Source organism: Pseudomonas sp. MF4836 (assembly GCF_002018875.1).
Taxonomy (GTDB): domain Bacteria; phylum Pseudomonadota; class Gammaproteobacteria; order Pseudomonadales; family Pseudomonadaceae; genus Aquipseudomonas.
The window spans coordinates 26226-42975 of sequence record NZ_MVOL01000015.1; the positions used below are offsets into that span (position 1 = coordinate 26226).

Genomic DNA, 16750 nt, shown 5'->3' on the forward strand with positions numbered 1-16750 from the left:
GCACTATCCATCCGCCAGGCAGGGAGCCCTTGCATGCCGTTGACCAGAAGACAATTGATCGCCCGAGTGGCCGCCGTCGGTGGCTTGCAGGCCGCCAGTGCGGTGATGGGCATGCTCGGGGTGAGCGACGGGGCGCAGGCTGCTGAAGAGAACTACGCCGCGCTGCCGACGGCCAGTGTCGGCCACGGTGCCAGCGTGGTGGTGATCGGCGCCGGTATCGGGGGCCTGGTCAGCGCCTACGAGTTGAAGAAAGCCGGGTTCAAGGTGACCCTGCTCGAAGCCCGGGAGCGGGTAGGCGGGCGCAACTGGACGGTACGTCGCGGCGATCGGGTCGAGTACACCGATGGCAGCGTGCAGGTGGCGGATTTCGCCGATGGCTTCTACCTCAATGCCGGCCCCGGGCGCCTGCCCAGCCACCACCAATTGATGCTCGGCTATTGCCGCGAACTGGGGGTGGAGCTGGAAGTGCTGGTCAACACCAGCCGCAACGCCCTGGTTCGGCCGGACCTGAACCAGCCGGCGCTGCAGATTCGCCAGGCGGTCAATGACAGCCGTGGGCACTTCTCCGAGCTGCTGGCCAAGGCGGTCAATCGCAATGCGCTGGATCAGGAACTCAGCCCCGCCGATCGCAGCAATCTGCTGAGCTTTCTCAAGACCTGGGGCGACCTCTCCGACAAGCTCGAATACCTGGGTTCGGCCCGTTCCGGCTATAAGGTCTGGCCCGGTGCCGGTGACCAGTTGGCGCAGAAGAATGACCCGCTGCCGTTGCAGACCCTGCTCAATCCGGCGCTGACCACCGCGCTGATGATCGACGAATACCCCGAATTCTCGCCCACCATGTTCCAGCCGGTGGGTGGCATGGACCGCATCCCCGAAGCCTTTGCCCGACAGTTGCAGGGCCAATTGCGCCTGGGCGCCGAAGTGCTTGGCATCCACAACCAGGCCGAGGGTGTCGAAGTGGCGTATCTGGACAAGCGCAGCGGCCGCCAGCAGAGCCTGCGCGCCGACTACGTGATCAGTTCCCTGCCGCTGCCATTGCTGGCCAAGGTCGAAAACAACCTCAGCACCCCGGTGCGCCAGGCCATCGCCCAGGTGCAGTTCGGCTACGCGAACAAGGTGGCCTGGCAGTCGCGGCGCTTCTGGGAAAGCGACTACCAGATCTACGGCGGCCTGTCCTTTATCAATCAGGAAGCCTCCGGCCTGTGGTACCCCAGCGGTGGCTTCAACCAGGCCGAAGGGGTGCTGGTGGCGGCTTACAACAATGGCGAAACCGCGCGCAGATTCGGCGAACGAAGCCTGGCCGAGCAGATCGAGATTTCACGCCAGGCCGTTGAGCTGCTGCACCCCGGCCACAGCCATGAACTGCGCAAGCCCCTGGCGATTGCCTGGAGCAAGATCCCCTACAACCTCGGGCCCTGGATCAACCACGCCGTGGCCGAGCCCGATTACCAGTTGCTGAACCAGGCCCAGGGCCGGGTCTACCTGACCAGCGACGGCCTGGCTCACAGCGGCGTCGGCATCTGGCAGGAAGCCGCTGCCGGCGCAGCGCGGCGCGTAGTGCGCCATTTATTCGAGCGGGCGCAAAGCTCGCCACTCAAGCAAACGGCCTGAAAAAGCCGCGCTTTCATCAAAACAGCAGTCACTGATTTGCCAGGTAGCGGACCTCCGAGGCTGGCATTAAATAACCTTGGAGCGTCTGTCATGCCTTTTAAAAAAGCCTTGTTGGGGTTGGGGATCGTTTTTGCCGCGAGCAGCAGTTGGGCCGCGTCCATCGAGCGTGTGCCGTCGACCTATCCGAATTCGCCGATCCTGCAATCGGTGACCTTGCCCGCCGGCACCGAAGTGACCTACCTCTCCGGCCTGCTGCCGGACCCGGTCGACCCCAAGGCCGGCAAGGAGCAGATCCGCGCCGCCGGCAATACCGAAACCCAGACCCGCGAAGTGCTGCACAAGGTCGAGTCGATCCTGGCCGGCAAGGGCCTGAAGCTGGGCGATGTGGTGCAACTGCGGATCTACCTGGTGGGCGACCCGGCCCTGGGCGGCAAGCTGGATTTCGATGGCCTGCAACGGGCCTTTCGCGAGTTCTTCGGCACTGAAAAACAGCCGCTGAAACCGGCGCGAACCACGGTGCAGGTAGCCGGGCTGGTATTGCCCGGGGCCTTGATCGAAGTCGAAACCGTTGCCGCCAGGTCGCACTAAGCGCCGCTCAAAAGGATCTTCAGCCATGCGTTCCAACTTGCACAAAACCCTCGTCGGCGTGGCGCCGCTCAGCTTTGGCCTGCTCGGCCTGACCTTGCCGCCCAACGTCCTGGCTGCCGATGAAACCCTCGGCACCGTAGTGGTCACCGGGGTTCGCGGCAGCCAGCAGCGCACCGTCACCGACAGCCCGGCGCCGATCGATGTGATCGACAGCGAACAACTGCGCACCATCGGCCAGAACGGCCTCAAGGAAATGCTCGCGCGGCTGCTGCCGTCGTTCAACGTGCCGACCATCAACGGCGGCGGCACGGCGTTCCTGGTGCGCGGCGTCAGCATGCGCGGCCTGGGCGGCGACCAGGTACTGGTGCTGATCAACGGCAAGCGCCGGCACAACTCGGCCCTGATCAACAACGGCGCGCGGGTCGGCAACGCTTCGGTGCCGGTGGACCTGGACCTGATTCCCACCGCCGCCATCGAGCGCATCGAAGTGCTGCGCGACGGCGCGGCGGCGCAATACGGTTCGGACGCGATTGCCGGGGTGATCAACATCATCCTCAAGCGCAATGCCGAGGGCCTGACTTCCGACACCAGCCTGGGCCAGTACTACGACGGCGACGGCACCACCGGCCATGAAGCCTTCAACTGGGGCAACAAGCTGGGGGAGAACGGGGGCTTCTTCAACCTGTCGTGGGACGCCAAGATCCAGGAACCCTACGAGCGCTCCAGCGCCGCCACCGGCCAGCTGTATTTCAACCAGGCCGATGGTTCCCCCGACCCCCGTGAAAGCAATCGCCAGGGCTGGGGCACCGAGTACGGCCTGGGCCGCGACCGCACCACCAGCGTCGCCTACAACGCCGAACTGCCGTTGCAGGACGACCTCAAGCTGTATTCGTTCTCGACCCTGAGCTACCGCAACAGCAACAAGGACCTGGGCCACCGCAAGCCCACCGACATCACCAGCCTGGCCGGCGTGCCGAACGCGCCATACCCCAATGGCGGCCAGGCGCGGCGCGAGATCCACGAGACCGACTTCCAGGTTGCCGGCGGCGCCAAGGGCCTGGCCGGCGGCTGGGACTGGGACCTGTCGAGCACCTACGGCAAGGACCGCGGCGTGCTGGACACCGCCAACAACCTGAACATTTCCAACGGCCCCTACGGCCAGCACGACTTCCACCTCGGCAACCTGGTGTTCGACCAGTGGACCAACAACCTGGACTTCTCCCGGGCCCTGGACATCGGCTGGAGCAGCCCGCTGGAAACCTCCTTCGGCCTGGAATACCGGAGGGAGAAATACGCCCTCGAAAGCGGTGAACCCAACTCCTACAACTACGGCAGCTACGTGCCCAATGTCGGCCCGTTCGCCGGGGTACGCCCGGACCCGGGGCTGTTCTCGGTCAATGGCACCACCCCGGAGGATGCCTACAGCCTGGAGCGTCACAGCGAAGCGGCCTATGTCGATTTTGGCCTCAACATCACCCCCAACTGGTACGTCGGCGCGGCCGGGCGCTACGAGAAGTACAACCTCGGGGTCGGCGACACCACCAGTGGCAAGCTCACCACCCGGTATGAGTTCATCCCCGGGTATGCGGTGCGGGCGGCGGTGAGCAACGGCTTCCGCGCGCCGTCCCTGGCCCAGAGCGTGTTCTCCACCACCAGCACCGTGACCCAGTTCGGCGCGGGCGGCACCACCACCTCGGTACGTACCAAGCAGATGCGCCCCAACTCGGCGGAAGCCGTGGCCCTGGGTGCCCGCGACCTGGAGCCGGAAACCTCGCGCAACTACAGCCTGGGCTTTACCGCCGAACCGGCCGAGCGCCTGCGCCTGACCGCCGACTTCTACCTGATCGACATCGACAAGCGGATTCTCCAGACCGGCCTGCTGCAAGGCACCCAGGTCTCGCAGATCCTGGTGGAAAACGGCCTGTCGCCGAACCTGGCCGGGCAGTACTACACCAATGCCGCCGACACCCGCACCAAGGGCGTGGACCTGGTGGCCGACTACAGCCAGTCGTTCGGTGAATACGGCACGGCGAAGTGGAGTGTTGCCTACAACCACAACAAGACCACCATCCGTGATCTGGCCGACACCCCGGCGGCCCTGGCGCGGCTGGGTTCGAACTATGTGCTGTTCGACCGCCAGCAGCAGATCGACCTGACCAAGTCCACGCCCAAGGACAAGTGGATCCTGTCGACCAACTACAAGGTCGGCGACTGGACCACCAACCTGCAATTGACGCGTTTTGGCGAGTACACCGAAGGCTCGAACATTCCGGCCAACGACCGTACCTACAGCGCCAAGTGGATCACCGATATCGATGTGGCCTACGACGTGACCAAGAACCTCACCGTGGCCCTGGGCGCCAACAACCTGTTCGACGAGTACCCGGACAAGATCGGCCTCAAGGCGTGGGCCGGGACCTATGAGTACGGGATGTTTTCGCCGTATGGGCTGGGCGGTGGTTATTACTACAGCCGCGTCAGCCTGGCGTTTTAAGGGGTGGGTATGCAGTGGGGTGTGCGTGCTGCGTTGCGGTGCCTGGCCGGGTCGGCGCAGCCTCGCGGGCTCGGCAGCGGTTACAGGATGCTGTTGCTGATTCTGTGTTTGCTGGGCACCGCAGCCCAGGCCGACAACCGGTTGCGGGTCTCCAGCCAGAAGCAGTCGCTGAAGATTCTGCTGCAGGCCGCCGGCGAGCTGGAGCAGGTGCCGTACCCGATCGAATTCGCCTCCTTTGCTGCCGCGGCACCGACCGCCGAGGCACTGTCGGCGGGGGCGGTGGACATCGGTGCCCTGGGCGATGCGCCCTTTGTGTTTGCGGCGGCGGCCGGGGCGGCGATGAAGACCGTCGGGGTGATCAAGCTCAAGGTCACGCCGACCGCGGTGGCAATCGTGGTCAACCAGGATTCGCCCCTGACCGACGCCGCCAGCCTCAAGGGCCGGCGTATCACCACCACCCGCGGTTCCATCGGCCATTTCCTGGCCCTGGCGGCCCTGCGCTCGGTGGGCCTGCATGGCACCGATGCGCAGTTTATTTTCCTCCAGCCCGGCGACTCGCGCAGCGTGCTGGCCAACGGTCAGGCCGATGCCTGGTCGACCTGGGACCCCTACACCAGCATGGTGCAGATGGCCGGTGGAACCCGGGTGCTGATCAGCGGCGAGGGCTTGTTCGCCGGGCATATGTTGCTGGTGGCCAGCGATCAGGCGATCCAGGACAAGGCGCCGCAGATCGACGATTTCCTGCGGCGCCTGGCGCGGGCCTATGTCTGGGCCGACCAGCACCAGGAAGAGTTCTCCCGGATCCAGGCGGTGTACAGCGGCCTGCCGGTGGAAATCCACGAACGTTCCAATCGTTATTCACGACCGCAACGGATCGCCATCGGCCCGGCGGTGATCGAGGACGTCCAGCACACCGCCGATCTGTATCGCGAGGAGGGCATTATCCAGAGCACATTCGATGCACCGGCCTACTTTGATGACCGCTTCAATGAAGTGAAGTAAGAAGATGAAGCTTTCATTAATTAAATTCGGGAGTTTTGCTGTTATGTGCGGCGATTGAAGTTATTTGGTCATGCGCTCTTAGTGTATTTGAAAGTACGTTGTTGCTCGGCCTGTGAAGGCTGTTGCAGGGCCTTTTGCGCTCTTTTTTCAATACATTTTTAAGTTTGGATAATAGAGGTAAAGGGTATTTCACAACGGACTTTTGGCTGACTAAGGTGGCTTTGCAACAAAATATTACGTTGTTCTCTTCGCACTACTTCCAGGGAATAAGGGAGCTTGCATGTTTACAGTCATTACTGCCGATCAACTTGAAGCACGGCATATCCTCGATGTCGTGGAGAAGCGCTCTTATGGGGTGCAGCTCAAAGGTTTCTGCCCACCGGATACCTTGCAGGTGGCGCGCGATCATCTGTACCAGCACGAGCTGCGCAGCGCCTTCAGCGAACAAAAGGAATTCGTGCGCATCGGCAAGGCCTACATCGAAATCCAGGACGAGCAGAGCCGCGCCGAGTACCACGCCCAGGCGCTGGGCAATATCCGCAAGATCCGCCAGGTGTTCCGCCCGCTGGCCTCACCCATCGACGAGTTGCGCCTGTTGCTGGACGAAGTCTGGCCCCAGGGCGCGCACCTGTTGCAGGTGGACGGGCAGAAATGCTTCGTCGGCATCGCCCGTTTCCAGGGCAGCGGCGTGGACCTGACGCCGCACACCGACAACCTCGAACGCAATGCGCCCGAGGGCCATAGCCAGCCGCTGCTGAGCCAGCTGTCGACCAACATTTACCTGGAGATACCTGAAGACGGCGGCGAGCTGGAGATCTGGGGCATCGAGCCCGACGAGGAGGAATACAACCGCCTGCGCGGCGAGCGCGCCTACGGCATCGAACGCCACCTGCTGCCGCCCCCGGATTTTGTGATCAAGCCGGAACCGGGCGACCTGATCCTGCTCAACCCACGGCTGATCCACGCGGTCCGCCCTTCGGCGAGCAGCACCCGGATCACCCTCGGCGTCTTTATCGGTTTTTACGGCGAACACCAGCCTTTGGCCTACTGGAGCTAACCCCATGAGCAACGTGCAGGAAATCAACCTCAAGGCCTACTTCAACAAGGGCGGCGAAGAACATGAGTTCGAAGGCAAGCGTGTGGTGCTGGCGGTCAGCGTCGGCCAGGAATACCACGAGGACCAGAAGCTGCGTTCGACCATCCACCTGATCAATCAGTCCGGCTTCAGCCACGTCAAAGTGGTGGTGGCCGACACCTTGCAGCGCCACAACAAGCACGGCAAATCTCCGGGCGAAGCGCTGTCGGCCTCGATCCGCGACGGCGATGCCTGGCTGGCGCGCAACCAGAGCATCCTCGATGGCCTGCGGGTGCCGTACCAGATCACCCGCTGGAACCAGGAACTGGCCAGCGATCACTACGCCGAACTGCGCCAGCAACTGAACCTGGTCTACCACGAGCGCCACGAACTGCGCGAAGCGATTGAAAGCACCATCGCGGTGTTTACCGATCGCCTGCGTCTGCGGGACGAACACGCCGACATCGAGCGCGCGGCGGCCCAGTGCCGCGAATACATCCTCGAGGAAATCCCGATCATCCTGCCGCTGTGGGCGGCCGAGGGGTATGACTACGTGCTGTACCCGCAGCAGATGACCGCCGCCATGGCCACCAGCCGCGACCTGTTGATCGAGCCCCACAGCCCGGACCGGGTGCGCTGGCTGCCGCTCAAGTTCAAGAAACGCGGGATCCCGATCCCCTTCACCTTGCCCGGCGTCATCCACCCCAACTGGTCCAGTGGAGCCATCGCCATCTAGCCCCACCTGCAACCCGCAATCTGTAGCCGCTGCCAAGGTACGAGGCTGCGCTGGCCCTCAGCCCCCGGACGATCTCGGCCCAACCGCCCATCGTCCAGCCCAGGGCTCGGCCGGCCGCAGCGGCCGCAGATTTCCATGATTTTTCGCTAAGGAGTTTCCATGAGCGTTTTTGCGCAACAGCAACGCAAATGGTGGGCACTGCTCGGAGTGAGCATTGCCAGTTTTCTCGGGTGTGTCGATTTCACCATCGTCAACACCGCGCTTCCGGCACTGCAAACCGACCTCGGCGCCTCGGTCGACAGCCTGCAATGGGTGATCAACGGTTTTATCCTCGCTCTTTCAAGTTTCATGGTGCTGGTGGGGCGCCTGGCTGATCTGCATGGGCGCAAGCGCGTGCTGTTTATCGGCCTGACGGTGTTTGGACTGGCGTCATTGGCGGCCGGACTGGCCAGCCGGATCGACGGCCTGATCGTCGCCCGGATCGTCCAGGGCCTGGCCTGCGCGGTGCTCTACACCGCGTCGGGGGCGATTGTCTCCAGTACCTTCGACAGCGCCGAACAGGGCAAGGCGTTTGGCGTGCTGTTCGGGGTCAACGGCGTGGGCCTGGCCATCGGGCCGGTGCTTGGCGGTGTCATCACCAGCGCCTTTGGCTGGCAGTGGATCTTCCTGATCAACGTGCCATTCGTGCTCCTGAGCCTGGCCATTTGCAGCGTCAGCGTCGACGAATCGCGGGCACCCGCCAGCGGGGCACGCCTGGATTGGCTGGGGGCGCTGCTGTTGCTGATCGGCTTGCCGAGCCTGGTGCTGGTGATCGTCCAGGGCGCGGCCTGGGGCTGGGGGTCGTCGACCACCCTGGCGCTGATCGCCATTGCCGTACTGGCCCTGGCGGCCTTTGTGGCGGTGGAACAACGGGTCGCGGCGCCGATCATCGACCTCAAACTGTTCGCCAACCGGCGCTTTGTCGCCGGGGTCTTGGCCAGCTTTGGCCTGGCAGTGTTCTATTGCGTGGCGTTCTTTGTCATGCCGCTGTACCTGGCGTTGATCCGTGGCGAAAGCGTGCAGGCCAGCGGCTGGCTGCTGCTGCCCACCACCCTCGGCGTGGCCGTGCTCTCGCCCCTGGTGGGACGCCTGGTGGACCGCAAGGGCCCGGCGCTGCTGATCAAGACCGGGTTGCTGTTGTTTGTGCTGTCGGCGCTGTTGCAGGCCGGTTTCGATGGCCAGACCTCGCTGCCGTACCTGTTGGCCGCCTTTGTGATCATGGGCCTGGGCTGGGCGAGCATTCTCGGGCCATCGACGGTACTGGGGATTTCCTCGGTGCCCCAGGAGGTCGGCTCGGTGGCTATGGGCTCGCTGATGACCTTGCACAACGTCGGCGGCGGCCTGGGCCTGGCGTTGGGGGTGGGCCTGTATCACCACTTTTCCGCGACCCCGGTGGACGATGGGCACGCTGCCTTTCTCAACGGTTACCGCGCCGTGATGCTGTTTCTGGCCGGTGTGACCCAGGCGGTGTGGGCGGCAGTGAGTGTGCTGCTGCGCCAGCGTCAACCCCAGGGCCTGGGCGTGGTGGAGGAGGGCGCGAGGGGGGGTTGAGGGCGGGTGGCTAAAGTTTGGCCAGGGTCTTTACTCTCAAGGCACCTTCACTGCCTGATCACCCAAGGAGCACGTTTATGTCCGGATGGTACGAGTTGAGCAAAAGCAGCAATGGCCAGTTCCTTTTTGTCCTGAAGGCGGCCAATGCCGAAATCCTGCTCACCAGCGAGCTGTATACCACCCGCAGCGCCGCCGAAAATGGCATCGCTGCGGTACGCACCAACAGCGCACTGGATGAGCGCTACGAACGCAAGACCACCAAGGACGGTCATCCGTACTTCAACCTCAAGGCCGCCAACCACCAGGTCATCGGCAACGGCGAGGCCTATTCCTCCAGCGCTGCGCTGGAAAAAGGCATCGCCAGTGTCAAGGCCAATGGCCCCGTCGGTCCGATCAAGGACAAGACCGCGCCGGCGCTGTAGGCCGCGTCCTTACAGGCTCGCCGCTCCCAGGGGCGGCGCAGCCTGGCGCTCTTCGGAGTGGACCGTCAGGGGTTTGACGACTGAATTATGGCGAAATGCTATCGCTTGCTTTATCCTCCGCGCCCGTCACAGGGAAGTGGGGATGCCTGGTGCCCTGGCTGACGTTATCGATCATCGTCCAAGGGACCTGCGACCTCATGATTCGCCCTCTCGTCTTACTCGCCGCGCTGCTGGCCCTGAGCGGCTGCTACAGCCTGTCTGCCACCAAAATTGCCGACAGCATGAACCCCGACCCGCAGTCGGGCGTGGCTTATGTGGTGGGTGTGGTCGGTATCTGGCCGCAGGCTTTGTACACCGCCAACGAACAGATGCTGCTGATCCGTCCACGGGGTGGCGACGGTTTTGCCACCGCGCGTCTGTACAACCAGTTCTATGCCCGTACCCCTCGTGATGTGCGCGAGACCTGGCACGGCATCGGCAGCCTGTTCGTGATGCCGCTCAAGCCCGGGCGCTATGAGATCTACAACCTGCATTTCGATCGCGGCAACGCCACCTCCTGGAGCCGTGAAGACTTCTCCATCCCCCTGGAGCTGGAAGCCGGCAAGGCCTATTACGTCGGTGATTTCCGCGCCGGGTGTCTGTCGGCTGGTGGCGCCAAATGCATCTTCCTGCACAGCGATCATCTGGAGCGCGATGCCGCCCTGGTGCGGGCCAAGTACCCGCAGGTGCCAAGCCTGCAACGGGTCGACCTGGAGAAAATGGAAGAAGCCACGCCGTTGATCGTCAAGGAGCAGGGGCCCAAGGCCTCGATGCTTAAAGCCATGCTGTCGGGAGACCTGTGATGCGTAGTACGTTTTGCTTGTGGGTGCTGCTGATGCTGGGCCTCGGCGGATGCCAGACCACTCACAGCCTCAAGCCGGCCGAGGTCGATTACCGCCAGTCGCTGCCGCCGATCAATGTCAGCGTGATCGGACCCATCCCCGGTGCGCTGATCCGCAATGAACTGCGGCGCCGTGGCACCTTCGAACAGGTGCTCGATGGCCACAGCGCCGAGGGCTACAACGTGATCGTGGCGGCCAACAGTGATTACTTCGGTTGGCAGAATATCCCCCTGGGCCTGCTCAGCGCCCTGACCCTGTTTATCGTGCCGGCCCCGGCCACTTGGGACAGCCAGGTGGTTTTCCATGTCAGCCGTGGCGACCAGCCGCTGGCCAGATACCTGATCAGCAATCACACCAGCTCCTGGCGCGGCTGGGTCAATCTCGATGGCGGCCAGTACCCGCACGTGCAGCGCATCACCGATGACTTTATCGCGCAGATGCTCAAGGACCCGATCTTCAAGCCGATGCCGGCGGCGGCGTTGAACAGCCACTGAGCAGTGGCTGGCCATCGCCCAGGCAAAAGCCCGAGCGCAGATGCGCCCGGGTTTTTTTGCCTGGATTCAACCCAGGGTGTTGAGCAACTGCTGCAACTGGTGGCGCCCGGCGGCGTCCAGGGCAAACAGCGGCCGGCGCGGCTCGCCGACGGGCAGCCCGGTCAGCTCCAGGCCGGCCTTGATGGTGGTCGGCAGGCCGCCCTTGAGGATGAAGTCGAGCAACGGCAACTGGCGGTAGAACAGCGCGCGGGCCTGGTTAAGGTCGTTGGCCAGCACCGCCTGGTACAGCGCCAGGTTGAGCTCGGGGATCAGGTTCGGCGCGGCGGTGCACCAGCCGGCGGCACCGGCGGCGAAGGCTTCCAGCGCCAGGGGATTGCAACCGTTGTAGAACGGCACCTGGCCTTCACCGAGCAATTGCAGTTGGTGCATGCGCTGGATGTCGCCGGTGCTCTCCTTGACCATGGTCACGTTTTCCACGGCGTGGAAGATTTTCAGGATCAGCTCCACCGGCAGGTCGGTGCCGCTGGTGACCGGGTTGTTGTAGAGCATGATCGGCACGCCGATGCTGGCGCCGATGGCCTGGTAGTGGGCGAGAATTTCCGCCGCGCTGAGTTTCCAGTACGACGCCGGTAGCACCATCACCACGTCGGCGCCGTGGCGCTCGGCAAAGCGCGCGCGACGCACGGCCTTGGCGGTGGTCAGGTCGGACACGCTGACGATGGTCGGTACGCGCTTGGCCACGTGGCGGATGCTGAACTCGCTGACCTGGTCCCACTCGGCGTCGCTCAGGTACGCGCCTTCGCCGGTGCTGCCCAGGGGCGCGATGGCGTGCACGCCGCTGTCGATCAGGCGGTCGATGGAGCGACCCAGGGCGTCCAGGTCCAGTTGTTCGCCGTTGGCGCTGAAGGGGGTGATGGTGTAGCCGATGATGCCGTGAATGCGTGGGGTCGACATGGGGTCGCTCCTTTAATGTCCGGGTGGTTTCAGTTCAGGCAATCGGCGTGCTGCTTGAGGTTCTGCCGAGCGTAATAGTTGAAGGCGGCGGCGTGGCGTTTGGGCCGGGAAATCCAGTCATGGGCTTCGCGCCCCAGTTCCGGAAGGATCGGCTTGATGCGGCCGGCGGCCATGGCCAGCAGCTGCAACTTGGCCGCACGCTCGATCAACTGGGCGATCACACAGGCCTCTTCGATGCTCGCACCGCTGGACAGTTGGCCATGGTGCGAGAGCAGGATGGCGCGCTTGTCGCCCAGGGCCGAGGCGATGATTTCGCCTTCCTCATTGCCCACCGGCACCCCCGGCCAGCCTTCGAGAAACGCGCAATCTTCATACAGCGGGCAGAGGTCCATGTGCGACACCTCGAGCGGCACTTCCAGCATCGACAGCGCGGCGACGTGGGTCGGGTGCGTGTGGATGATGCAGTTCACATCCGGCCGCGCACGGTACACCCAACTGTGGAAGCGGTTGGCCGGGTTGGGCATGCCGTGGCCTTCGAGCACCTCCAGGTCTTCGTTGACCAGCAACAGATTGCCGGCGGTGATTTCGTCGAAACCCAGGCCCAATTGCTGGGTGTAGTAGGTCCCGGGTTGCGGGCCGCGGGCGGTGATCTGCCCGGCCAGGCCGGAGTCGTGGCCGTTCTCGAACAGGATGCGGCAGGTCAGGGCCAGCTTTTGCCGGTCGGTCCACGTATTATCCGCCAGGGTGTTTTGCATCTGGGTCAGCGCCTGCTTGACCAGTTGCTCTTTGGGTAGTGCTAATGTCTTGGCCATATCGGTGTCCTTTACTGAGTCTATTGGACGTCGGATTTGCCAGCCCCCGCTGCTCGCAAGGTCGTTGGGTTAAAGCAAATGACACTAAAGAGGCTATATGACACTTTGTGTCATTGGCAAGCACAAATCGTCGCCTCCTCAATGGATTAACCGCTCTACATGTCTATCCGTTTGAAATTACTCAGAAAAAAACTTGGCGTGACTCTGGAGGCCCTGGCTGAAAAATCCGGGATGACCAAGAGTTACCTGTCCAAGGTCGAGCGCGGGCTGAACACGCCATCGATTGCCGCGGCGCTGAAATTGGCCAAGGCATTGAACGTCAAGGTCGAGGAACTGTTCGCCGAAGACGCCGTCAGCCTCGACAGCTACAGCCTGGTACGCAGCGACCAGCGCCAGTCCCTGGCGGCCGGCGACCAGCCGGGATATGCGGTGCTGGCCCATCAGGTCAGCGAGCGCAGCCTGTTGCCGTTCATCATTTATCCGGCCAGGGAGTTCAGCGACAAGACCTTCAAGGAGCACCTGGGGGAGGAGTTTCTGTTTGTCCACGAAGGCCAGGTCGAAGTCGACTTCATGAACGAACGGGTGCTGCTCAATCGCGGCGACGCCCTGCACTTCAACGCCCAGAAACCCCACCGCATCCGCTCGGTGGGCGAGGTCCAGGCGCAGTTGCTGGTGGTGGTGCACAGCGGGGAGCAGTAGCGACCTGCATGACACACAACGCCGCCGTTGAGCGTTGTAGCCGCTGCCGAGAGTGCGAGGCTGCGCAGGCCATCTGCAACGACCTCCATTTGCCTGACGCCTCACGGCGCCGGCAAGGGCCAGCGTCCGAACGCGGCCCCGAGCCTGCGGCAGCGGCTACAGGGGTATGCGCGGGGTTACGCAATCAACGTTCGACAGGCACCGACAGTTTCGGATTGCCCAGCGCATGGCTCTTGGCATCGAAGAAACGCAGCGTCACGTCCATGCCGTCGAACAGCGTGGCGTAGTGGCGTTTCTGGTGCTGGATAAAGGCCTTGCTGCGCGGGTGGATCGAGATCGCCAGGGTCTTGCTCCCGGATTGGCGGATGGCTTGCACCAGGTGGTTGTCCTGGGGGCCGAGGTTGTGGCCGAAGATGCACAAGGCGTCGCCGTGGCCCAGCAGTTGCTCGTAGCAGAACGACAGGTAATCGCTGCTGCGAATGGTCTTGAGCTTGTCTGCCAGCGGCCCTTCGGTGACGAACAGCGGCACGTCATCCAGGGTCTTGATGGTGTTGTTGATGGCGAAGCTGCCCAGTAGCGTGCCCTCGGTGGAGGTCAGTTTGCGTGCGCTGCCGTCGACGTTGCGCACCAGGTGCAGGCCCCCGTGCAGGTACAAAAAACGCGTGTCGCTGCTGGCGGTATCGCGCACATCGAACATCGGTTCGCTGCCGTGGAACAGGTCGTCGATACCCGGGTTGTCATGCTGGATCGCCCAGTAGTTGAGCAGGTCGTAATTGGTGGTGAACACCGTGCGATAGCGGCGCAGTTCCTGATTGATCAAGGCCAGGCTCGCCGGTTGCACCAGGCGCCAGGGGATGTGCACCGCGTGCACGGTGTTGATCAGCGCTTCCTTGATCGCGTAGTAGCGATTGCGCGGCGCTGCCGAACTCACGGCCAGGGCCTTGTTGACCCGGCTGGTGGTCTTCAGGGCGCCGAGCACCTGTTCGAAGCTGCGGGTCTGCAGGGCATCGAACACACTCAGTTCGGACTGGCTCAGGGGTTTTTCTTCGACGGTGCGCGCGTTTTCGAACAGCGAGTCATAGGCGAAATCGTCCCAGACCGCACGGCTGGCACCATTGCCGATCAGCAGCCCGGCAATCGGCGTGCTGGCGCGCAAGGCCTCCCAGTCTTCAAGGTTGGCGTCAAATTCCTGGAAATCCATCATCGCGGTTCGTCGTCTCAAGGCACAGGGCGCCGACTTTATCACGACCGACTGTTGAGCCAGGTCAAGATCGGCGGTGACCGATGGGTCGATCCTGTAGGCATTTGCTGAATTGGCGTTTCGCGGTTCGGCCCAGCCAAGAGGATTTTCCATGAGCAGCACGTTTTTTATTCCCGCGGTCAACATCATGGGCATTGGCTGTCTCGACGAGGCCATGAACGCGATTCGCAACTACGGCTTTCGCAAGGCGCTGATCGTCACCGATGCCGGCCTGGCCAAAGCCGGGGTGGCGAGCATGATCGCCGAGAAGCTGGCGATGCAGGACATCGACTCGCTGGTGTTCGACGGCGCCAAGCCCAACCCGAGCATTGATAACGTCGAACAGGGCCTGCTGCGCCTGCGCGAGGGCAACTGCGATTTCGTGATTTCCCTGGGCGGCGGTTCGCCCCATGACTGCGCCAAGGGCATTGCCCTGTGCGCCACCAATGGCGGGCATATCCGCGACTACGAGGGCGTCGACCAGTCGGCCAAGCCGCAGCTGCCGCTGATCGCCATCAACACCACCGCCGGCACTGCCAGCGAGATGACCCGCTTCTGCATCATCACCGACGAAGCGCGCCACGTGAAAATGGCCATTGTCGACCGCAACGTCACGCCGCTGCTGTCGGTCAACGACCCGGCGCTGATGGTCGCCATGCCCAAGGGCCTGACTGCCGCCACCGGCATGGACGCCCTGACCCACGCGATCGAAGCCTATGTGTCGACTGCGGCCAACCCGATCACCGACGCCTGTGCGTTGAAAGCCATCGACATGATCAGCAACAACCTGCGCCAGGCGGTGCACGACGGCTCCGACCTCACGGCCCGGGAGAACATGGCGTACGCCCAGTTCCTCGCCGGCATGGCCTTCAACAATGCCTCCCTGGGTTTCGTGCATGCCATGGCGCACCAGTTGGGCGGGTTCTATGACCTGCCCCACGGTGTGTGCAATGCGGTGTTGCTGCCCCATGTGCAGAGTTTCAACGCCTCGGTCTGTGCCGAACGCCTGACCGATGTGGCCCACGCCATGGGCGCCGACATTCGCGGCTTCAGCCCGGAAGAGGGCGCCCAGGCGGCCATCGCCGCGATTCGCAGTCTGGCACGGGACGTGGACATCCCGGCCGGCCTGCGCCAGTTGGGCGCCAAGTTGCCGGACATCCCGATCCTCGCCGCCAACGCCCTGAAAGACGCCTGCGGCCTGACCAACCCTCGGGCGGCGGACCAACGGCAGATTGAAGAAATCTTCCGCAGCGCCTTCTGATCCGCTGACCCCGCACCTCACGCCGGCCCCTGAACCTCAGGGGCCGGCGTGCCCTCACACTCCCTGGCCTGCACCATTGAAAGCAACCGGCTGAGCGGCGATAGTGCGCCGCCGAAACGGGCTTTTTTGGGTAACGCAGGGAGCAGGCAATGATCTTCAACCACCCTTTGCTGACAGGCCTGGCCGCCAGCGGCCTGCTGCTGTTGGCCAGCCAGAGTCACGCGCAATGCCAGGAACCGCCGCTGCCACCGGGCACCCTGGGGTACACGGCGTGCAAGGATTGGCCGGCCCAGGCCGGGGTGCAGATCCGCGCCCTAGCCACCGCGCCCGATAACGTCACGGGCGAAGCGCAGGCCGGCCTGTTCGACCTGCTCGTGACCCTGGTCGATGCGGGCAGCCAGCAGGTCAAGGCGTCTTACACGCAGACACAAGCCATCAGCTCCGATGCCGTGGCCTTCGATGGGTTGTCCGTGGACACCGCGCGTTATCAGGTGGGCGAAGGTGTTCGCGCCTTCGGCATTCGCAGCCATTTCAGCCACGAGTCGATGTACAACCCGTTCGCCAGTGAAAACCTCTCGCTGTTCGTGGTCCAGGGGCAAGCACTGCGCCCGCTGCTAAGCGACCTCAACGTGTATCAGTACGGGGGCGAAAGCGAAGGTCGTTGCCAGGGCCAATTCAGCACCCGCAAACGTACCCTGGCCATGGCCACCACCCGCAGCCACGGCTTCGCCGACCTGATCGTCAAGACCTCTGTGGTCAAGCGCCAAGCCACCCAGCGCGGCGACCAATGCCTGGAAAAAAACAGCCCGCCACAGGTCAGCCAGGTCACCCTGCGTTACGACGGCCAACGCTACGTGGTGCCTCAGGGCCTGCGTGACGAATGAACATTTT

The 16750-nt window shown here is 63.5% G+C and carries 16 protein-coding genes; 13 read left to right on the forward strand and 3 right to left on the reverse strand.

The genetic code is table 11. The annotated features are described in order from the left end of the window. The first annotated feature begins 33 nt into the window (after nucleotides 1–33). The 10 genes from MF4836_RS28320 (at nucleotide 34) to MF4836_RS28365 (ending at nucleotide 10893) form a co-directional block, all read left to right on the forward strand. A complete protein-coding gene (locus MF4836_RS28320; protein WP_078473135.1) occupies nucleotides 34–1611 on the forward strand; it encodes a flavin monoamine oxidase family protein in 1578 nt (525 codons plus the stop codon). 90 nt (nucleotides 1612–1701) lie between these two features. After that, entirely contained in the window at nucleotides 1702–2199 is a 498-nt protein-coding gene (locus MF4836_RS28325; protein WP_078473136.1) for a RidA family protein, read from the forward strand. A gap of 25 nt (nucleotides 2200–2224) precedes the next feature. Then, nucleotides 2225–4693 carry a TonB-dependent receptor plug domain-containing protein gene (locus MF4836_RS28330; protein WP_078473137.1) on the forward strand — a complete coding sequence of 823 codons (2469 nt, stop codon included), beginning with the start codon at nucleotides 2225–2227 and terminating at the stop codon, nucleotides 4691–4693. 87 nt (nucleotides 4694–4780) lie between these two features. Next, the gene (locus MF4836_RS28335; protein WP_078473251.1) at nucleotides 4781–5695 is read left to right on the forward strand and encodes an aliphatic sulfonate ABC transporter substrate-binding protein; all 915 of its coding nucleotides are present in this window, start codon (nucleotides 4781–4783) and stop codon (nucleotides 5693–5695) included. 280 nt (nucleotides 5696–5975) lie between these two features. After that, a complete protein-coding gene (locus tag MF4836_RS28340; RefSeq protein ID WP_020297454.1) occupies nucleotides 5976–6752 on the forward strand; it encodes a 2OG-Fe(II) oxygenase in 777 nt (258 codons plus the stop codon). A gap of 4 nt (nucleotides 6753–6756) precedes the next feature. Further along, on the forward strand, nucleotides 6757–7506 hold the full coding sequence (locus MF4836_RS28345) for a tRNA-dependent cyclodipeptide synthase (RefSeq protein WP_020297453.1): 750 nt from the start codon (nucleotides 6757–6759) through the stop codon (nucleotides 7504–7506). A gap of 159 nt (nucleotides 7507–7665) precedes the next feature. Continuing rightward, nucleotides 7666–9096, forward strand: a complete 1431-nt coding sequence (locus MF4836_RS28350; RefSeq protein ID WP_078473138.1) for an MFS transporter — start codon at nucleotides 7666–7668, stop codon at nucleotides 9094–9096. A 77-nt stretch (nucleotides 9097–9173) separates the two neighbouring features. Next, nucleotides 9174–9518: a YegP family protein gene (locus MF4836_RS28355; RefSeq protein ID WP_078473139.1), complete on the forward strand. Its 345-nt coding sequence runs from the start codon at nucleotides 9174–9176 to the stop codon at nucleotides 9516–9518. A 197-nt stretch (nucleotides 9519–9715) separates the two neighbouring features. After that, the gene (locus tag MF4836_RS28360; protein WP_078473140.1) at nucleotides 9716–10360 is read left to right on the forward strand and encodes a hypothetical protein; all 645 of its coding nucleotides are present in this window, start codon (nucleotides 9716–9718) and stop codon (nucleotides 10358–10360) included. After that, nucleotides 10360–10893, forward strand: coding sequence for a hypothetical protein (locus MF4836_RS28365; protein WP_078473141.1), 534 nt, complete (start codon nucleotides 10360–10362; stop codon nucleotides 10891–10893). The genes MF4836_RS28360 and MF4836_RS28365 overlap by 1 nt, the downstream gene beginning before the upstream one ends. 66 nt (nucleotides 10894–10959) lie before the next feature. Here the strand turns inward: MF4836_RS28365 and MF4836_RS28370 are convergent, their stop codons facing one another. After that, nucleotides 10960–11847, reverse strand: coding sequence for a dihydrodipicolinate synthase family protein (locus MF4836_RS28370; protein WP_078473142.1), 888 nt, complete (start codon nucleotides 11845–11847; stop codon nucleotides 10960–10962). Nucleotides 11848–11876: 29 nt separating this feature from the next. Next, complete coding sequence (locus tag MF4836_RS28375) at nucleotides 11877–12659, reverse strand: aldolase (protein WP_078473143.1); 783 nt, start codon at nucleotides 12657–12659, stop codon at nucleotides 11877–11879. A gap of 159 nt (nucleotides 12660–12818) precedes the next feature. On the opposite strand from MF4836_RS28375, the gene MF4836_RS28380 reads away from it, so the two are divergent. Then, nucleotides 12819–13358, forward strand: coding sequence for a helix-turn-helix domain-containing protein (locus MF4836_RS28380; protein WP_020297446.1), 540 nt, complete (start codon nucleotides 12819–12821; stop codon nucleotides 13356–13358). A gap of 184 nt (nucleotides 13359–13542) precedes the next feature. On the opposite strand, the gene MF4836_RS28385 is transcribed toward MF4836_RS28380, so the two are convergent. Further along, on the reverse strand, nucleotides 13543–14562 hold the full coding sequence (locus MF4836_RS28385) for a DUF4917 family protein (RefSeq protein WP_078473144.1): 1020 nt from the start codon (nucleotides 14560–14562) through the stop codon (nucleotides 13543–13545). Nucleotides 14563–14710: 148 nt separating this feature from the next. Here MF4836_RS28385 and yiaY point away from each other — a divergent pair, with 148 nt between their 5' ends. After that, on the forward strand, nucleotides 14711–15859 hold the full coding sequence (gene yiaY / locus MF4836_RS28390) for an L-threonine dehydrogenase (protein ID WP_078473145.1): 1149 nt from the start codon (nucleotides 14711–14713) through the stop codon (nucleotides 15857–15859). 149 nt (nucleotides 15860–16008) lie between these two features. After that, the gene (locus tag MF4836_RS28395; protein ID WP_078473146.1) at nucleotides 16009–16743 is read left to right on the forward strand and encodes a hypothetical protein; all 735 of its coding nucleotides are present in this window, start codon (nucleotides 16009–16011) and stop codon (nucleotides 16741–16743) included. Nucleotides 16744–16750 lie beyond the last annotated feature (7 nt).